Origin of the sequence: Paenibacillus sp. FSL R5-0473 (assembly GCF_038004565.1) — a bacterium.
In the GTDB taxonomy this organism is placed as follows: Bacteria; Bacillota; Bacilli; order Paenibacillales; family Paenibacillaceae; genus Paenibacillus; species Paenibacillus amylolyticus.
The window spans coordinates 141707-160513 of record NZ_JBBORL010000001.1 but is presented as its reverse complement, the minus strand read 5'-3'; the positions used below and the strand labels follow the sequence as shown (position 1 = coordinate 160513).

Annotated in this window: 15 protein-coding genes, 7 tRNA genes and 2 rRNA genes; 1 reads left to right on the top strand and 23 read right to left on the bottom strand. The window is 47.7% G+C overall.

The annotated features are described in order from the left end of the window. Positions 1-12 precede the first annotated feature (12 nt). The 10 genes from MKY28_RS00745 to MKY28_RS00700 all read right to left on the bottom strand — a co-directional run bounded on the left by MKY28_RS00745 (position 13) and on the right by MKY28_RS00700 (position 6967). A tRNA-Phe gene (locus MKY28_RS00745) sits at positions 13-88 on the bottom strand. A 95-nt stretch (positions 89-183) separates the two neighbouring features. After that, positions 184-261: transfer RNA gene (locus MKY28_RS00740), tRNA-Asp, on the bottom strand. Between the two features lie 27 nt (positions 262-288). Next, positions 289-362: transfer RNA gene (locus MKY28_RS00735), tRNA-Met, on the bottom strand. A 17-nt stretch (positions 363-379) separates the two neighbouring features. After that, positions 380-455, bottom strand: a tRNA-Val gene (locus tag MKY28_RS00730). Between the two features lie 66 nt (positions 456-521). Beyond that, a tRNA-Glu gene (locus tag MKY28_RS00725) sits at positions 522-593 on the bottom strand. A gap of 9 nt (positions 594-602) precedes the next feature. After that, a tRNA-Ser gene (locus tag MKY28_RS00720) sits at positions 603-694 on the bottom strand. Positions 695-697: 3 nt separating this feature from the next. After that, positions 698-773, bottom strand: a tRNA-Asn gene (locus MKY28_RS00715). Between the two features lie 66 nt (positions 774-839). Beyond that, a 23S ribosomal RNA gene (locus MKY28_RS00710) occupies positions 840-3765 on the bottom strand. 311 nt (positions 3766-4076) lie between these two features. Next, a 16S ribosomal RNA gene (locus MKY28_RS00705) occupies positions 4077-5629 on the bottom strand. The 16S and 23S rRNA genes sit together here with 7 tRNA genes alongside, the layout of an rRNA operon. Before the next feature lie 459 nt (positions 5630-6088). Continuing rightward, positions 6089-6967, bottom strand: a complete 879-nt coding sequence (locus MKY28_RS00700) for a nucleotidyltransferase-like protein (RefSeq protein ID WP_340934391.1) — start codon at positions 6965-6967, stop codon at positions 6089-6091. 122 nt (positions 6968-7089) lie between these two features. On the opposite strand from MKY28_RS00700, the gene MKY28_RS00695 reads away from it, so the two are divergent. Next, positions 7090-7470: a DUF2614 family zinc ribbon-containing protein gene (locus tag MKY28_RS00695; protein WP_340934389.1), complete on the top strand. Its 381-nt coding sequence runs from the start codon at positions 7090-7092 to the stop codon at positions 7468-7470. 264 nt (positions 7471-7734) lie between these two features. On the opposite strand, the gene MKY28_RS00690 is transcribed toward MKY28_RS00695, so the two are convergent. The 13 genes from MKY28_RS00690 to sigY form a co-directional block, all read right to left on the bottom strand. After that, positions 7735-9465 carry a glycosyl hydrolase family 18 protein gene (locus MKY28_RS00690; RefSeq protein ID WP_340934386.1) on the bottom strand — a complete coding sequence of 577 codons (1731 nt, stop codon included), beginning with the start codon at positions 9463-9465 and terminating at the stop codon, positions 7735-7737. Positions 9466-9605: 140 nt separating this feature from the next. Next, complete coding sequence (gene perR, locus MKY28_RS00685) at positions 9606-10028, bottom strand: peroxide-responsive transcriptional repressor PerR (RefSeq protein ID WP_026081471.1); 423 nt, start codon at positions 10026-10028, stop codon at positions 9606-9608. A gap of 188 nt (positions 10029-10216) precedes the next feature. Next, a complete protein-coding gene (locus MKY28_RS00680) occupies positions 10217-11605 on the bottom strand; it encodes a DUF4097 family beta strand repeat-containing protein (protein WP_036607044.1) in 1389 nt (462 codons plus the stop codon). A 26-nt stretch (positions 11606-11631) separates the two neighbouring features. After that, positions 11632-12225, bottom strand: coding sequence for a hypothetical protein (locus MKY28_RS00675; RefSeq protein WP_074096431.1), 594 nt, complete (start codon positions 12223-12225; stop codon positions 11632-11634). A 147-nt stretch (positions 12226-12372) separates the two neighbouring features. Next, positions 12373-13083 carry an MgtC/SapB family protein gene (locus MKY28_RS00670; protein ID WP_017692302.1) on the bottom strand — a complete coding sequence of 237 codons (711 nt, stop codon included), beginning with the start codon at positions 13081-13083 and terminating at the stop codon, positions 12373-12375. Between the two features lie 32 nt (positions 13084-13115). Further along, positions 13116-13580, bottom strand: coding sequence for a GNAT family N-acetyltransferase (locus MKY28_RS00665; protein WP_253503236.1), 465 nt, complete (start codon positions 13578-13580; stop codon positions 13116-13118). Between the two features lie 96 nt (positions 13581-13676). After that, positions 13677-15116: an Asp-tRNA(Asn)/Glu-tRNA(Gln) amidotransferase subunit GatB gene (gene gatB / locus MKY28_RS00660; RefSeq protein ID WP_047841558.1), complete on the bottom strand. Its 1440-nt coding sequence runs from the start codon at positions 15114-15116 to the stop codon at positions 13677-13679. A gap of 26 nt (positions 15117-15142) precedes the next feature. Next, entirely contained in the window at positions 15143-16600 is a 1458-nt protein-coding gene (gatA, locus tag MKY28_RS00655; protein ID WP_340934379.1) for an Asp-tRNA(Asn)/Glu-tRNA(Gln) amidotransferase subunit GatA, read from the bottom strand. Positions 16601-16627: 27 nt separating this feature from the next. After that, positions 16628-16915, bottom strand: coding sequence for an Asp-tRNA(Asn)/Glu-tRNA(Gln) amidotransferase subunit GatC (gatC, locus tag MKY28_RS00650; protein ID WP_036607033.1), 288 nt, complete (start codon positions 16913-16915; stop codon positions 16628-16630). Between the two features lie 206 nt (positions 16916-17121). Beyond that, positions 17122-17505, bottom strand: coding sequence for a hypothetical protein (locus MKY28_RS00645; RefSeq protein WP_024631336.1), 384 nt, complete (start codon positions 17503-17505; stop codon positions 17122-17124). A gap of 131 nt (positions 17506-17636) precedes the next feature. Next, positions 17637-17867 carry a hypothetical protein gene (locus tag MKY28_RS00640; RefSeq protein ID WP_179088694.1) on the bottom strand — a complete coding sequence of 77 codons (231 nt, stop codon included), beginning with the start codon at positions 17865-17867 and terminating at the stop codon, positions 17637-17639. Beyond that, the gene (locus tag MKY28_RS00635) at positions 17860-18195 is read right to left on the bottom strand and encodes a YxlC family protein (protein ID WP_076319630.1); all 336 of its coding nucleotides are present in this window, start codon (positions 18193-18195) and stop codon (positions 17860-17862) included. Before MKY28_RS00635 ends, MKY28_RS00640 begins: the two co-directional genes overlap by 8 nt. Positions 18196-18197: 2 nt before the next feature. Continuing rightward, complete coding sequence (gene sigY / locus MKY28_RS00630) at positions 18198-18728, bottom strand: RNA polymerase sigma factor SigY (protein WP_340934375.1); 531 nt, start codon at positions 18726-18728, stop codon at positions 18198-18200. Positions 18729-18807: the final 79 nt, after the last annotated feature.

Sequence of the window (18807 nt, the reverse complement as noted above, 5' to 3'; positions counted from 1 at the left end):
ATTATTTTAAAATGGTGGCTCGGGACGGAATCGAACCGCCGACACGAGGATTTTCAGTCCTCTGCTCTACCGACTGAGCTACCGAGCCATAATAAAGTCTAATCTTAATTCCTTACACTTTATATAGGGCATCAGTGCCATACAGCAGATGTAGTGAACAGTTTGCCTCATGTAAAGATTAAATGGCGGAACCGACGGGATTCGAACCCGCGATCTCCTGCGTGACAGGCAGGCATGTTAGGCCAACTACACCACGGTTCCAGATCACTTTCTCAAAGGAAAGTATAATTGCGGGGGCAGGATTTGAACCTGCGGCCTTCGGGTTATGAGCCCGACGAGCTACCGGGCTGCTCCACCCCGCGTCGTTATAAAGTTTATATGGTGGAGGCTGAGGGGATCGAACCCCCGACCCTCTGCTTGTAAGGCAGATGCTCTCCCAGCTGAGCTAAGCCTCCGAACAACACATTTATGATCATACCATAATCTTGTTGTAAAAATCAACTTCTTTTTTGAAGTTATTATGACCCGTAGGGGATTCGAACCCCTGTTACCTCCGTGAAAGGGAGGTGTCTTAACCCCTTGACCAACGGGCCTTAATATTATGGCGGAGAGAGAGGGATTCGAACCCTCGAGACGCTTGTGACGCCTACACGATTTCCAATCGTGCTCCTTCGGCCAGCTCGGACACCTCTCCATATGGCTCCCCGAACAGGGCTCGAACCTGTGACAACTCGATTAACAGTCGAGTGCTCTACCAACTGAGCTATCAGGGAATATGCTTCAGAGATCGTTCTCTGAAAACTAGATTCGAAACGAAACACGCGAATTACAACTTGCTATTGGATAAGCCCTCGACCGATTAGTACTGGTCAGCTCCATGCATTGCTGCACTTCCACCCCCAGCCTATCTACCTCGTCGTCTTCAAGGGGTCTTACATACTGGGAAATCTCATCTTGAGGGGGGCTTCACGCTTAGATGCTTTCAGCGTTTATCCCGTCCGTACATAGCTACCCAGCGGTGCTCCTGGCGGAACAACTGGTACACCAGCGGTACGTCCATCCCGGTCCTCTCGTACTAAGGACAGCTCCTCTCAAATTTCCTACGCCCACGACAGATAGGGACCGAACTGTCTCACGACGTTCTGAACCCAGCTCGCGTACCGCTTTAATGGGCGAACAGCCCAACCCTTGGGACCTACTTCAGCCCCAGGATGCGATGAGCCGACATCGAGGTGCCAAACCTCCCCGTCGATGTGGACTCTTGGGGGAGATAAGCCTGTTATCCCCAGGGTAGCTTTTATCCGTTGAGCGATGGCCCTTCCATGCGGTACCACCGGATCACTAAGCCCGACTTTCGTCCCTGCTCGACTTGTAGGTCTCGCAGTCAAGCTCCCTTATGCCTTTGCACTCTTCGAATGATTTCCAACCATTCTGAGGGAACCTTTGGGCGCCTCCGTTACTCTTTAGGAGGCGACCGCCCCAGTCAAACTGCCCACCTGACACTGTCCCCGCACCGGATTACGGTACCAGGTTAGAACCTAGATACGATCAGGGTGGTATCCCAACGTTGCCTCCATGCAAGCTGGCGCTCACACTTCAAAGGCTCCCACCTATCCTGTACAGATCGTACCCAAATTCAATATCAAGCTGCAGTAAAGCTCCATGGGGTCTTTCCGTCTTGTCGCGGGTAACCTGCATCTTCACAGGTATTAAAATTTCACCGGATCTCTCGTTGAGACAGCGCCCAAGTCGTTACGCCATTCGTGCGGGTCAGAATTTACCTGACAAGGAATTTCGCTACCTTAGGACCGTTATAGTTACGGCCGCCGTTTACTGGGGCTTCGGTTCACAGCTTCGGATTGCTCCTAACCACTCCCCTTAACCTTCCAGCACCGGGCAGGCGTCAGCCCGTATACTTCGCCTTACGGCTTCGCACAGACCTGTGTTTTTGCTAAACAGTCGCTTGGGCCTTTTCACTGCGGCCCCCTCGTGCTATTCACACTACCGGGGCACCCCTTCTCCCGAAGTTACGGGGTCATTTTGCCGAGTTCCTTAACGAGAGTTCTTCCGCGCGCCTTAGAATACTCTTCTCGCCTACCTGTGTCGGTTTGCGGTACGGGCACCATCACCTGGCTAGAGGCTTTTCTTGGCAGTGTGAGATCATGACCTTCGCTACTATAATTTTCGCTCCCCATCACAGCTCAGCCTTACAATGTGCGGATTTGCCTACACATCAGCCTTACTGCTTAGACGGACATCCATCAGTCCGCGTCACTACCCTACTGCGTCCCCCCATTGCTCATAACGGCTTACGGTGGTACAGGAATTTCGACCTGTTGTCCTTCGACTACGCCTTTCGGCCTCGCCTTAGGTCCCGACTTACCCTGAGCGGACGAGCCTTCCTCAGGAACCCTTAGGCTTTCGGCGGATCAGATTCTCACTGATCTTTTCGTTACTCATACCGGCATTCTCACTTGTATAATGTCCAGCGCTCCTTACGGTACACCTTCAACCCTTATACAACGCTCCCCTACCCCTGATGCAAAGCATCAAGCCATAGCTTCGGTGGTGTGTTTAGCCCCGTTACATTTTCGGCGCAGAGTCACTCGACCAGTGAGCTATTACGCACTCTTTCAATGGTGGCTGCTTCTAAGCCAACATCCTGGTTGTCTGTGCAACTCCACATCCTTTCCCACTTAACACACACTTGGGGACCTTAGCTGATGGTCTGGGCTGTTTCCCTTTTGACAATGGATCTTAGCACTCACTGTCTGACTCCCGGAAGTAAGTCTATGGCATTCGGAGTTTGACTGAGCTTGGTAACCCTTGCGGGCCCCGCACCCAATCAGTGCTCTACCTCCACGACTCTGTTTTCCGAGGCTAGCCCTAAAGCTATTTCGGGGAGAACCAGCTATCTCCGAGTTCGATTGGAATTTCTCCGCTACCCCCACCTCATCCCCGCATTTTTCAACATGCGTGGGTTCGGGCCTCCAGTGCGTGTTACCGCACCTTCACCCTGGACAGGGGTAGATCACCCGGTTTCGGGTCTACGTCCACGTACTCATTCGCCCTATTCAGACTCGCTTTCGCTGCGGCTCCGGCTCTTCACCTTAACCTTGCACGGGAACGTAACTCGCCGGTTCATTCTACAAAAGGCACGCCATCACCCCTAAAACGGGCTCTGACTTTTTGTAAGCACACGGTTTCAGGTTCTATTTCACTCCCCTTCCGGGGTGCTTTTCACCTTTCCCTCACGGTACTGCTTCACTATCGGTCGCTAGGAAGTATTTAGCCTTGGCAGATGGTCCTGCCGGATTCATACGGGGTTTCACGTGCCCCGCACTACTCGGGATCCGTCTCGGAGGGAACCAACTTTCAACTACAGGGCTTTTACCTTCTTTGGCGGGCCTTTCCAGACCTCTTCGCTTAACCGGTTCCTTTGTAACTCCATGTGAGACGTCCCACAACCCCAAAGAGCAAGCTCTCTGGTTTGGGCTTCTCCGCGTTCGCTCGCCGCTACTGACGGAATCACTATTGTTTTCTCTTCCTCAGGGTACTTAGATGTTTCAGTTCCCCTGGTATGCCTCTGCATAACCTATGTATTCAGTTATGAGTAACTGGAAATTACCCCAGCTGGGTTTCCCCATTCGGACACCCCCGGATCAAAGCTTGCTTACAGCTCCCCGAGGCAGTTTCGTTGTTCGCCACGTCCTTCATCGGCTCCTAGCGCCTAGGCATCCTCCGTGTGCTCTTAGTAGCTTAACCATTTTGTTCCGGTTTCGGTCGCTCGCTTCCCTTGTTTTGCTTGCGCAAAGCCAAAAGTCGCTCTCACCCGATACCATCACAAAAGCAATTTGACTACCGTTTTTATTGAAACTTGTTTAACACAAGTTCAGCTAAAAAGGAATGTTCTAATTCGCGTTTGTTTCGTTTCGATATCTAGTTTTCAAAGAACAAGCTCCATGCAAAAGCAAGCTGTTTGAGAGTTTGAGCTCTCAAAACCGAACAACGAGTGAGTGTTTTGCAGCTAAGCTGCGTATTTGAATGTTTCCGTTGCAGGAAACGATTCTCCATAGAAAGGAGGTGATCCAGCCGCACCTTCCGATACGGCTACCTTGTTACGACTTCACCCCAATCATCTATCCCACCTTCGGCGGCTGGCTCCTTGCGGTTACCCCACCGACTTCGGGTGTTATAAACTCTCGTGGTGTGACGGGCGGTGTGTACAAGACCCGGGAACGTATTCACCGCGGCATGCTGATCCGCGATTACTAGCAATTCCGACTTCATGCAGGCGAGTTGCAGCCTGCAATCCGAACTGAGACCGGCTTTGTTGGGATTGGCTCCATCTCGCGATTTCGCAGCCCGTTGTACCGGCCATTGTAGTACGTGTGTAGCCCAGGTCATAAGGGGCATGATGATTTGACGTCATCCCCACCTTCCTCCGGTTTGTCACCGGCAGTCTATCTAGAGTGCCCATCCGAAATGCTGGCAACTAAATATAAGGGTTGCGCTCGTTGCGGGACTTAACCCAACATCTCACGACACGAGCTGACGACAACCATGCACCACCTGTCTTGAATGTTCCGAAGAAAAGGTACATCTCTGCACCGGTCATTCAGATGTCAAGACCTGGTAAGGTTCTTCGCGTTGCTTCGAATTAAACCACATACTCCACTGCTTGTGCGGGTCCCCGTCAATTCCTTTGAGTTTCAGTCTTGCGACCGTACTCCCCAGGCGGAGTGCTTAATGTGTTAACTTCGGCACCAAGGGTATCGAAACCCCTAACACCTAGCACTCATCGTTTACGGCGTGGACTACCAGGGTATCTAATCCTGTTTGCTCCCCACGCTTTCGCGCCTCAGCGTCAGTTACAGCCCAGAGAGTCGCCTTCGCCACTGGTGTTCCTCCACATATCTACGCATTTCACCGCTACACGTGGAATTCCACTCTCCTCTTCTGCACTCAAGTCACCCAGTTTCCAGTGCGATCCGGGGTTGAGCCCCGGGATTAAACACCAGACTTAAATGACCGCCTGCGCGCGCTTTACGCCCAATAATTCCGGACAACGCTTGCCCCCTACGTATTACCGCGGCTGCTGGCACGTAGTTAGCCGGGGCTTTCTTCTCAGGTACCGTCACCTTGAGAGCAGTTACTCTCCCAAGCGTTCTTCCCTGGCAACAGAGCTTTACGATCCGAAAACCTTCATCACTCACGCGGCATTGCTCCGTCAGGCTTTCGCCCATTGCGGAAGATTCCCTACTGCTGCCTCCCGTAGGAGTCTGGGCCGTGTCTCAGTCCCAGTGTGGCCGATCACCCTCTCAGGTCGGCTACGCATCGTCGCCTTGGTGAGCCGTTACCTCACCAACTAGCTAATGCGCCGCAGGCCCATCCCCAAGTGACAGATTGCTCCGTCTTTCCAGTTCTCTTCAGGCGAAGAAAACAATTATTCGGTATTAGCTACCGTTTCCGGTAGTTGTCCCAAACTTGAGGGCAGGTTGCCTACGTGTTACTCACCCGTCCGCCGCTAACCATCAGAGAAGCAAGCTTCTCTTCAAGTCCGCTCGACTTGCATGTATTAGGCATGCCGCCAGCGTTCGTCCTGAGCCAGGATCAAACTCTCCAATAAAGTATTGAAAAGAGCGATATGCTCATTTTGAATCTGACGAGATTAAAAATCTCATTTGTGCTCCAGTCGATTCAAGCCAAGGCTTGTCTCCAACTTTCGCGTTCATTCTGCAAGCAGAATGTTTACTCACTCGTTGTTCAGTTTTCAAAGATCAAACACGATTTGTTTTACTTCTTTTTTCGTCTTAACCAAGTTTCGGCGGCGACTTAAATAATGTAACACATTTCGTTTGTTTTCGTCAAGAACTTTTTTTAATTTCTTTTTTTGAAGCTTTAGTTCTTCACTTTTCCTCTGAAAAATTTATCGTTTGTTGGCGATAATCTCGTTTGAGGAACGAAATATAATGTATCATATATCGTGAATGAGAGTCAACATCTTTTTATAAATTATTAAACAAACAAAAAAGGAAGGTTTCCCCTCCCTTATGTGATCAATATAATGTCAGGCCTCTGGAAAAGGTTATGCCTCAATCCAATACCGAATTTCCCGGCCCTCTCCTCCGATCGATGGCCATCCTGCCGATTCTTTTACTATAGAACGAAAGACCAGCTTACGTATAACCAAAGGCAGATCTTCTCGAACAAATCTTAACTGCGGATGATGAACAAGTTCATTCATGCTCCACGGCTCCTTGCGACTTCTTAACACACGCAGCAGCAGTTCTGAGCATTCACTCATTTTGGACATTACGGAAAACTCACAGGCAAGCAGGACAAGCTCTACTCGCTGCTCCAGCGTTTCCGAGCTTACGGTAAGCTCTTGATATAGTTTCCATAAAGCGCGATCCAGATTCTGCACATGTGTCCAGACGGCATGATCCGGGTATATCCCCTGTTCAATCAATACAATTCTTGCCCAGTTCCCCAGAGCCTCTAATACATTGTAGTAGGCGTCTACAACATGACCTTCCTGAATATGACGTTTGGCCTCCACATACATTCTCAAGAAACTGGTGAATTCATGAAGCAGCTTCTGCTCACGCAATTCTGCCCCAAAGGTAGACAGTTCTTCTCGCAAATCACTTAAGGCGCTGTCCGCTTCCCAGATAATCTCACCTTCAATTAGACACTGGGTGAGATTACTATGATTCCCGGTTACTACACTACTCTTTAATTCATGACGGCTCGCATAGATCATCTGATAACGAAGATCACCATATCTGTAATGTCCCACTGCCGACTTCAATTGATCATCATTATGAACAACAAGTACTAATAATTCGAAATCTTGAATTAGGGAGCCGTGGAATCGCTCTCCCGGGTGGGAATAAGCGATAGCCCCAACTGCCCCTGTCTCTTCCGACTGTTCGGACAAAAAAGCAAGGTTCTTTAATTCCACGATTCCCTCCATACATTTCATGGCAGATAAGCGCCAAGTCAGTTATAATGTAATTCTACATCCAGACTGAAGTTTCCTTCTTTTCCAGGTCCAATACTACTCATACGATAGGAGCATTTTTCATGATTTTTAAATCAGCAAAAATTAATGCTTTTCGCACTTGGGGATTACTACTGACCATGCTAGGTATGGGCCTAATGATACTGGGAACAGCCGGGATTGTTTTCTGGGGACATGCAGGCAAGGTATTCGCAGCTGTAGGACTCGTCATCGGACTGATTGCCATGATGGCCAGTCTAGCCATTTATTTCTGGGCGGGTATGCTCTCCACCAGCGCAGTACAAGTCGACTGTCCGGAATGCGGGAAGTTAACCAAGATGCTTGGCAAAACGGATCGTTGTATGTTCTGTCATACCATCCTCACCCTGGACCCTAGTAAAGCCAACATGACCAGTCAACAACTGAAAGCGCCTTCTACACAAGCTCCCCCCACCGATGGTTAGCACAAAATGGTCTCCAACCGTTAAATGTCTTTTACCTTAATTTCATTGAAGAACAAAAAAAGGCCCGGTATGTTTACCGGACCTTTTTTGGACTTGGCTTATAAGTGAGCCCTTATTGCTGTTATCGATAGCTAAAATAAGAAGTTAAGTTATAAGTTCTACGACCAATAAAACGCTAGACTGAACGTATGATGGTATCCAATGAGAAAATTTGAACTTAGTGAAAATAAATTGGAGCAAGCAGACACTCTGAGTTCGAGTAAATTATTTTTGGTACCCGGCCTGCTTCAATACCTCCCATGCAGAAGCATTAGCAAAACTTCGATTCCATGCTGCTACTCCGCCCAGCTTCAGCGAAGCAATCAAATCCACACGCGCCTGAAGGGACACGGCATCTTCGATCCATATTTTCTTGGTAGCTCCGTCTTCCTTATATTCCACATAGTTCTGTCCACTTGCCTGATCCAGTTCAGGTTTGAGTTTCTTCTCTTGAATCAGCTCCACAATGGCATTCATGCCCACCGCTTTGGAAGACACTTTAACCTCACCCTGATCATTCGTCTCTTCCGTCCATATCCGGGTATAGAGCGGAACCGCCATGATCAACTTGTTAGAAGGGACTTCATCCTCCTCAAGTATGCGTCTCATGGAAGCCTCGGTCCAAGGCAGAGATGCTACCGAACCTGCCTTGGGACTGGCCGCCCAATGTTCATCATAAGCCATCACAATAACATAGTCTGCAAAAGAACCTAACGCACGGCGATCCAGAAAGGCAGACCACATCTCACTGTTTGATTTTGGTGTTACATCGATTGATAACATCAATCCATGTATACGAGCCATCGCCTTGATCTCGCGCACAAACTGCGTAATATTCGGCCCGTCATCGGTATACACGTTCTCAAAATCGATGTTGATACCATCCAGTTGATACGTCTGTGCATACTCTAACATTTGCTCAATAATTTGAGTGCGTGTCTCGTAAGAAGCTACAGCTTCTTTTGTAACGTCCGGATCAAAGCTGTTATCCATGAGTCCCCATACTTCCATACCCGAACGGTGAGCCCAGTTCACATAAGCTTGGTTTCCCTTGCTTTTCACAGTGCCCTGTCCATCCGTAATATGAAACCATGTGGGGCTGACCACATTCACACCTGGCATTTTACCGATAGAGCCCACATCAGGCTGACGATTGTACACGGCTTCCCAAACCAGATTTACCGGTTTATTCTGCCACTTCTTCTCTGCTGCAGTCAGCGTATACTTGGGCAAGTCCACCTTCTTTTTCTCGGTGAGGACAATATAATCATTATCTACATATCCGGCATATCCATTATCGAGTTGAACAAAACTCTGTTTATCACCCGTCTGCCATACACGTACCCGTGCATCCTTTTCCATGTCGGCAATGATTGGTGAGGATTCTCCACCACGTTTATATAACGGCACCGTTTTGTCGGCTTTGGATGATAACGTATCAATCTCTGCATACTGTATCATGTCTCCACCACGCATCAGCAGCACAGCACCTGTTACTGAATCTTCCTGTACGGTTATGCCATATACTTCTTTCAAAGGTTTGAGCGGAATATAGGCTTCTCCGTCCTTAACCTCAGGCTTAACTGTCATAGGATAATCTTTGTGATTAAGTTCTGCTTGTGTGCTTCCATCTTTCATATGAAGGACTCGCTGAGGAGACGCAATAATGATATCTCCCGATTCTGATTCATAACGTATGCCTGCATCAATCGCTTCTTGCAGCACATCTACAGGCAACTTGAGTTGATCTCCTGTACCCAGAGCGTCTCCATCCATCAGTTGGCCATCTACAAAAATAGGCTGGCTTCTTCCTACCCAGTCGGGGTCTTCATGGGTCTGGTTCAACCATACATTTGTTATAAGCCAGTAAGCCCCCCCGGCGATCAGACAAGCCCCGAGAAAACCAGGCCAAAATGAACGTCGCTTCTGACGTGTATATCTGCTTTTTCTACCCAAACGTCTACCTCCGTTAATTATGCTGATCATAAGGATGTGCGCATAAGTTGTTATAAAAATGAGCATTTTGCATAAATGCTAAAAAAAAACGTGTAGAATCCATACTGAATTCTGCACGTTAATATTGTAATTCAACTCTCTTAATCCCTGCAACTTTTGCAAACACCATATACTTCCAATCGGTGACCGTGTACTTCGAATCCTGTACTAGACTCCGCCTGAAGCTCTACACTTTTGAGTGAAGGATAGCTGAAGTCTTCAATCTTGCCGCATTGATCACAGATAACATGATAATGATCCGTCACATTGGCATCGAAGCGACTTGAATTATCTCCGTATGTCAATTCCCGGACCATGCCAGCTTCCAGAAACATCTTCAAATTATTATATACCGTTGCCACGCTCATACTGGGAAATTGGGGTTCAAGGGCTCGGTAAATTTCATCGGCTGTCGGATGCCCCATGGATTCCATCAGATAGTTCAATATGGCATGACGCTGGGGTGTAATACGGACACCGGTCGTTTTCAGATGCTCCAACGCATGTTGGACACGTGTTGCCATAAAACCCACCGCCTTACCTTTCATTCTCTGGTGAAGAGTAAGTTACTGTCTCCTCGCTCAGAGTTGATTCCCGGCCATTAAGAACGACAATCCATCTTTCATGCCGTGTAATCTTGCCAGTGTACATTTATTGTACGGCGATTACAAGTTTATTGTCAACGCGGCAGTCAAGGAACCTCTGTAGAATCCTACTGGGAATTTGGTCCGTCCTCGGTAGTCTGTTCCAGATTCTCAGCCGTATCTTCAGAATCAGGTGTAACTGTTTCAGGCGTAGACACAGCCGGGTTGCTCTGAATAGTGAGATCACTGTTGCCTTCAATTTTCACCCTGTACTCGCCCTCACCGAGCTGGCCTTCTATGGTTTTATTCTGTACTTTGAACGGCAGATCCGTACTTAGATCTCCATAACTGCTGGAACCCGCAAGACTGTAGTCTCCACGATCAGGAAGTAATACGTTAATGGCTCCCACCGCACTGTACACATCCCAGTCCCCTCCGACTTTGGTAGATACGATGTTAATACTGCCATTAAGTGATTGGGCTTTGATTCCCAGATTGGCTCCATCCAGCGTAATATTGCCGTTGCGTGTCTCTGCGATGAATTCACCAACGGAGTCCGCAATACTGATACTTCCCACTTGTGTAGCAAGATCTACATCGCCGGAAATACCGCGAGCCTTCATATCTCCACGGTTACTGTCCAGATCGACATTACCAATGGCGTTGGCTACAATGACATCCCCGTTCAACGTTTTCCCGGAGATATCTCCAACAGCATTGGTAATCCGGATACGTCCGTTACCCGTTTCAGCCAGTATGGTACTAATGGCTTCCGGACGGTTTAATAATATGGCTCCATTGGAAGTTCGAATATCCAGATTAAAACGACGATCATCCGGGATCGTAATGGTAAGATTCATCCGTGGCTGCGTTTTTTCATTGTCTCCATACGTCTTGCCTGTAGCTTTGATATAAATCACTTTTGTACCATCGGCCTCTACAAAAGAGGCTGCTGCAACGGCCTTTGCCTGTACTTCCGTCGTCTGATCTACCCAGATCACCGTCCGTACTTCAATCTCATCCGTATCTCCGCGTTGTACCGAGATATCTCCGTTAACACCTTCGACCACCAGATCTGACGTATCCATGCGAACAGGTACACGAATCGTGCCCTTATCCTCCATATATCCTGCCGCTTGACTATAGTCCATGGATGCCGCTCCGAGATTTAGACTCACTCTATTCCATAAGTGCATGTAGTGATCCTGCTCGGTGACGATAAATACGGAAGCTGCCAAAATCAGTGAGGTTAGAATGCCTTTGGCATCGGGTCTGAAACGTACTTTGATTTGCTCGTCAGGATTGCTCGGGTTATCCGATTGCACCTTGTTTCTTCTGCGTGTCCACAGGAACAGCACAATATATTCAACACCTAAAACAACGAGCAAAAATGGCCACCAGTCCACCATCTCATATACGTAGTCAGTTCCCCACCGTTTATCCAAAATCAACAGCACACCGACCGCTATGATTAAGGCGGCAGCCGTATAGCGGCCAACCCGGACTTTACGGTTCATCACGTTCCCTCCTTGTGTCGTTTCCACTACATTTTTTTCTTGTTCAACATCACCCAGAACTCACGACCAAACAGAAGCAAACCGCCTACGATCATGAGAACCGCAAATGAATATCCGCCGTACATGGCGAGAAGCTCTTGAAACCAACGTGGTTTGCGGAAAAACAGTACCATCAAAGACCCTCCCACAATGAGAAGTAATCCAAACGATATGCCTCTCTCCCAGACCATCATTGCATCTCGTGTAGAACGTTCATTGGTTATCGGCTTGTCCGAAGTTGCCTGGGTTACGGCTCTACGTCTGCGCATCATGACCCAATCTGCAGATTGCAACACATCATATACATTGTAAAAGTAAATAACCGGAATACACAAAGCCAGCAAGATGAGCAATGGCACATTGATCTGTATACCAATGGATGAGAAGTACAACACTGCTGACAGATCAAGCAAAACAAGCAGCATAAAGGTCAAACCTCTCATGTACAATCTCAGATAAATATGACCCAGACCAGGAATAATGGCACTCAGTAATCCAGCAATAAACTTGTGAGTCCGATTCCTGACCGGTTTGGCCTGGACTGAACGGGTCTTTTTGTTCAATTGACGTCTCCGTTTCATAACATACTCCTCTCTTCTGATCTGACCTTCCGCTCTTCATGCATTTGGTTAGATAGTACCCTAAAGAGCAAGGAGAGTAACTGGAAGAAATATGGATATGACCAAAAACCCTCCGGCACTACTGGCCTGGGGAGGGTTGTAATTCATTTATTCGATCGACACCTTGGTAACGTGTTCCCATTGTCTTAACTTGGATACCAAGCCAACCGTTTGGAAATCATGCGGTACCTGAACATGTAATACAATCTCAATTTTACGTTCTACCGACACCATCTCTGCATAAGCCAAGTCTTGTTCATTCACGGTAATTTTACGAATTTTGATCTTCTCCTGCTCCATACATGAAGACAGTTGTTCGAGAAAACCGGGTTCTGACAAGGTATGAAGTGTAACAACATGCAGTTTGTTCCCTCGTAAATACCTCAGCTCTAATTTGTTAAAGACCCAGAGATTAAGCAATACCAGAACGGTGGATACAATAGAGGCAAAAAAGAATCCCGCACCTGCTGCGAGCCCAATGGCTGCAACAACCCAGATTGAAGCTGCTGTAGTCAGCCCGGTAATGGATTTTCCCGTGAAGAGAATTGTCCCTGCTCCCAGGAATCCGACACCAGTAATTACAGCAGTAGCCAGACGTGCTGGATCAATCCTTACATTTAATTCATTAGCAAAATCTTTAAAGCCATAAACAGACAACATCATAATCAGTGCAGAACCAAGACATACCAGGATATGGGTACGCAAACCGGCAGCATGATTGGACCGTTCCCGCTCCAGGCCTACGAGCCCTCCAAGCAGCATAGCCAGCAATAATCGTAATAAAATGTGCCACTCATCAATGAACCAGGGATCGCCCAAAGTCGGTATTCCTCCTCAAGTTGTTAATATTATTAAAGTTTATTCTTGTGAAAAGTCGTTAATTCCACTCCAGGTGCAATCTGTGTGACTTCCACAGGCGTAAAACCAAATTTGGTGTACAGATTCACTGCGGGTTGATTCAGCGTTCCTGTGGAGACGATATAACGCGGAAGATCCGCATGCTGTTCCAACACATATGTCATCAAAGATGCCGCAATCCCCTTGCGAAAGTGATCCGGGTGCACCATCATTCGTGTAATGGTCAGTGTATTCTCCTCTTCCTCCGCTATAGCGACAGCCCCGATAAGCTCTCCGTCATCATGGATACAACCATAAAAACTCTCTCCACAATCCCGAAGTGTCTCCATCGTATCCATCAAAGGAGGAATCTCCTGAAATCCGATGATTTCGGCTTCCAATCGATAGGCCACATGTTGTAGTCTCCATAACTGTCCCAACGTCTCCAGATCACTCAGTGACAATGGTTGAATGTTCATATCCGTTCCCCCGTCCGAAATACATTTGTATCTATCAATACCAAAAAGAGGCTGTCACAGGGACGAGCCTCTTTCTGTCCGGCCTCACCGGAAGGATTAGCGGTTCAGTACATCTGCAAGCAGTTGGTTGGCTAGAGCGGGATTCGCCTTGCCTTTACTTTCTTTCATAACCTGACCAACAAGGAAGCCAATGGCTTTTTGTTTACCAGCTTTATAGTCTTCCACAGATTGAGGATTATTCGCTACAACTTGCTCAACGATGGCAAGAATGGCGCCTTCATCACTAATCTGCACAAGACCCTTCTCTTCAACGATCTGCTGTGGAAGCTTGCCGCTCTCCAGCATTTCCTTGAATACCGTTTTGGCGATTTTGCTGTTGATTGTGCCCTTCTCAAGCAGGCCAATCATCTCACCCAAACCTTGACCTGTCAGTGGAACTTGAGTCACTTCAAGGTTGCTCGTATTCAGGTAACCCAGTAAGTCGCCCATGATCCAGTTGGATACGGACTTCGCATCCTGAGTGTATTTCAGACTATCTTCAAAAAGATCTGCCACAGCTTTGGAGGAGGTAATAACCTCTGCATCATAACTAGGCAATCCATAATCAGCCGTGTAACGCGCCTTGCGCTCGTCTGGAAGCTCAGGTATGGTAGCTCTGATCCGCTCTTTCCAGGCTTCGTCGATATGCAGCTTCACGAGATCAGGGTCTGGGAAATAACGGTAGTCATGCGCTTGTTCCTTGCCACGCATCGACAGTGTTTTCCCTTGAGCTTCGTCCCAGCGACGCGTCTCCTGAACCACTTCACCGCCATCATCCAGAATCTCAGCCTGACGATATTGTTCATATTCCAGACCACGCTGAACACCACGGAAGGAGTTCATGTTTTTCAGCTCGGCTCTCGTTCCCAGCTTCTCCTGTCCATGTGGACGCAAACTGATGTTGGCGTCACAACGAAGTGATCCTTCCTCCATCTTCACGTCCGACACATCACAGTACTGCATGATCGCACGCATTTTTTCAAGATACGCACGCGCCTCTTCCGGAGAAGAAATCTCAGGTTCGGATACAATCTCAACGAGTGGAGTACCGACACGGTTAAAGTCCACCAAAGAAGCGTATCCGCCATCAATATGTGTAAGCTTCCCTGCATCTTCCTCCAAGTGAAGACGCGTGATGCCGATTCGTTTCGTTTCACCATTTACTTCAATATCAATCCAGCCGTTCTCACCAATCGGTTGATCGAATTGCGAGATCTGGTAGGCCTTTGGTGAATCGGGGTAAAAGTAGTTTTTACGGTCAAACTTGCTGACATCAGCAATCGTACAATTCAGGGCCATCGCTGCCTTCATGGCGTAGTCTACCGCCTGACGATTCAATACAGGCAGTACACCCGGATGTCCGAGACAGACCGGGCAGGTATGCGTATTCGGCGGAGCTCCAAAAGCTGTGGAGCAGCCACAGAAAATTTTGGAGTTGGTATGCAACTCCACGTGGACTTCAAGTCCAACGACCGTTTCATATTTAGATGCGGACATTTCTATATTCCTCCGTTCCGGGCAGTCTACAGCTGCGGACGCTGCTTGTGGAATTCTGTATTTTGTTCAAACGCATGCGCTACACGCAATACGGTTGTTTCATCAAAGGCTTTACCGATAATCTGCAGGCCAACAGGCAATCCATCCGAGAATCCACATGGAATGCTAACAGCGGGTACACCAGCAAGGTTAACCGGAATAGTCAAAATATCGTTCAGATACATCGTAAGTGGATCATCCACCTGTGAACCCAGTTTGAACGCCGTAGTTGGCGCAGTTGGTCCGATAATCACATCATATTTGGCAAATACATTGTCGAAATCCTGTTTGATCAATGTACGTACCTTCTGTGCTTTCAGATAATAGGCATCATAGTACCCCGAGCTGAGTGCATACGTTCCGAGCATGATACGTCGTTTCACTTCGGGACCAAAGCCTTGACTGCGGGACTGATGATACAGATCCAGCAAGTTATCCGGATTGTCAGCACGTACGCCATAACGTACGCCATCAAATCGAGCCAGGTTTGAAGAAGCCTCTGAAGATGCCAGCAGGTAATACGTAGCCACCGCATATTCGGTATGCGGAAGGGATACTTCTTCCCATGTTGCCCCGAGCCCTTCAAGAACTTTCAATGCAGACAAAACTGTCTCTTTCACTTGTGGATCTACGCCTTCACCGATGTATTCTTTCGGAACGGCAATGCGAAGCCCTTTAACATCACCTGTCAGTCCACTCAAATAATCCGGGATCTCTACTTTTGCAGATGTCGAATCTTTGGCGTCATAACCAGCAATGGCCTGCAATACATAAGCAGAATCTTCAACATTTTTCGTCAAAGGACCAATCTGATCCAGGGATGATGCAAATGCAACCAATCCAAAGCGGGAAACAAGTCCGTACGTCGGCTTCAATCCAACAACACCGCAATACGAAGCAGGCTGTCTGATGGAGCCACCTGTATCTGATCCAAGCGTGAAGTATGCTTCTCCCGCAGCTACAGCTGCTGCCGAACCACCGCTGGAACCTCCTGGAACACGATCAAGTGCCCATGGATTACGTACAGGGGAGAAACTTGAATTCTCATTGGAGCCGCCCATGGCGAATTCGTCCATATTGAGTTTACCAATAGTTACGGTGTCCGCAGCTTTCAATTTCTCGACAACTGTCGCGTCATACACCGGGTCGAAATTACGAAGGAATTGGCTACCACACGTCGTGCGCAGTCCGTTCGTAACGATGTTATCCTTAATACCTACAGGCAGACCAAAAAGCAAACCTTTCTCCTCGCCGCTAACCAGACGGTCATCCAGTTGACGTGCACGAGCGCGTGCTTGTTCTTCATCCAGTGCCAAATATGCCTTAACTTTATCATCATGCGCGCCAATGTTCTGATACGCCTGATCCACCAAATCGCTGACCGACAGCTCTTTGGCATGCAGCTTGTTATGTAAATCAGGCAACGATTGTTCAAATAAACTCACAGTTTTTGTCCTCCTTCCGGTTATCCGTTATTCCATTACTGCAGGCACTTTAAACTGCCCGTCTTCTTCTTCCGGTGCATTGCGCATCACCTGTTCAATCGACAGGCTTTCTTTGGTCTCATCTTCACGCATAACATTGCTTACGTGCAGAACGTGAGTGGTGGGCTCGATGTCTTCTGTATCCAGCTCATTCAGCTTTTCTGCATATTTTAAAATCGCGTTCAGCTGACCTGTCAGGGTCTGTTCTTCTTCAGCAGTCAAGTTGAGCCGGGCCAGCTTGGCCACATGCTGAACGTCATTATTCGAAATACTCATTAGCGGATGCCTCCTTCATTCGTTCTGATTCCCGAAACGACCTGAAACGAATCGCTCGTTTAACGGGCTAAAGTCTCAAGATAACTTTTTTCATTATAGGTGAGATAGTTCGACAATTCAATGCAAATGACCTGACAGGCTTCCCGGAAGCTAAAATCAAACTTATAAAATAAAAAAGAGCCGGCATCAGCCGACTCTTAAAATTTCTAAATCCATGCACGCAGATTAACCTGCTTTATAAAATCCGCCTGTGACATAACATCGTTCGCGGTTTCCTCTTCCTCTTCCACAGCTTGAAAATCTCCGTTCATCAGATGATGAAACAGCTTCTCATTGTGTGTCGCAAGGGCGTAATCTATCAACGCTTCTCGCTCGACCCGCTCAGCTTCCTGCTTCAGCAGAACCTCTTCCAGATCGACGTCGCCGGATGGAACAAAAAAGTTCCGGTTCACCTGCGGCACTCGAAGCACGTAATCGAACGCATTGTCCGGATTCCGGTCATAAGCGATGATGAAACCATATTCCCCCACAGGAAGATTCTGCTCAAACGCATCCGCGACGATGACAACCTTCTCTCCTAATCGCAGCATCGTCTAACCTCCTGGTAGTCTATCATTAATATTTATTTGTATAGTCTACTAGAAAAGAATAACGATGTCTAGGAATACTAGAATTAAACAACATATTTGTGCAAAATCTTTTTTCCATTTTTAAAATGATGTTATTTCTGATTCCGTACACCTGGCTTGCGCTGTGATCGAATCACGACAAACCAATATATGATGAGCGGCGTGGGAAATCCTGTGATGCCCCATAATCCCCATAACCAAGGGAAACGTCCACGTCTGCGTGCGTCCTGAAAAATCCATGTGCCCTGAACCAGAAGAAAAATGCCAAGCAATGTAAGCCACAGTGGAGAAATCTCATCCAATGAATAATGCATTTTATTCATGATGAACCTCCTTCCGGCGCCGTCCGGCCCAGATTACAACCAAAATCACCGCAACAGCTGTACCAAGAGCCTGAATTCCCAGATATAGAGCTGGAGCAGATACGAAAAATAATGCACTAAAGGTAATCGCAAGCAATCCAACCAACCAAAAACATATCATCTCGATCCAATTGGCTCGACGTCTAATCTGTCTCCGTTCCCTGACTTGGGCTTCAAGTGCACCCAAAGAAGGAATACTTGTCGGCTCAAATGCATCATCCAGCACTTTCATGTGTTGCTGCAATCGTTCTACAACTTCTTGTTCTTGTGCATCATCTGATCTGCTCATCCTTATTCCAGCTCCTTTCTTAACTGACGGAGACCATAAGCTGTGCGTGACTTCACCGTTCCCGCAGGAATACCCAGCATTTCCCCGATCTCGTCATATCCGTATCCATAATAATGCTTCAGTAGCACTGCAACACGATGTTCGGGTGTCAGTCTTGTCATCGCATCCATAACATCTGTCCATTCTTCATTTCGAGTCTCAAGCTGCCAGCTTAATCGACGTACAGCCTGATCCCGGATGAGAGTAAGCCAGTTCTGTTCTCTCTTCTTACGTCTTGTCTTATCGATATAGATGCGAGTCGCAATGGTGATCATCCATGATGAAAAGGCAGACGTGCCATCATATCGATGGATATTTTCCATACAACGAATCATCGTATCCTGCACCGTCTCTTCTGCGAGGTTAGCGTCCATCGTCACTTTGACAAGATACTTATACACAAACGTGTAGTGACGTTGCAACAACGCTGCGAGTGCACTATCGTCTCCCGATACTGCTCTGCGTACCTCTTCAAGCTCAGCTACCTTTATCATGAAATCACCTGCTTCCCGTTCAATCTGGAGTTAATACGACAGGCTCTGCAAAAACGTTCAATGAAATCAAAAAAAAAAT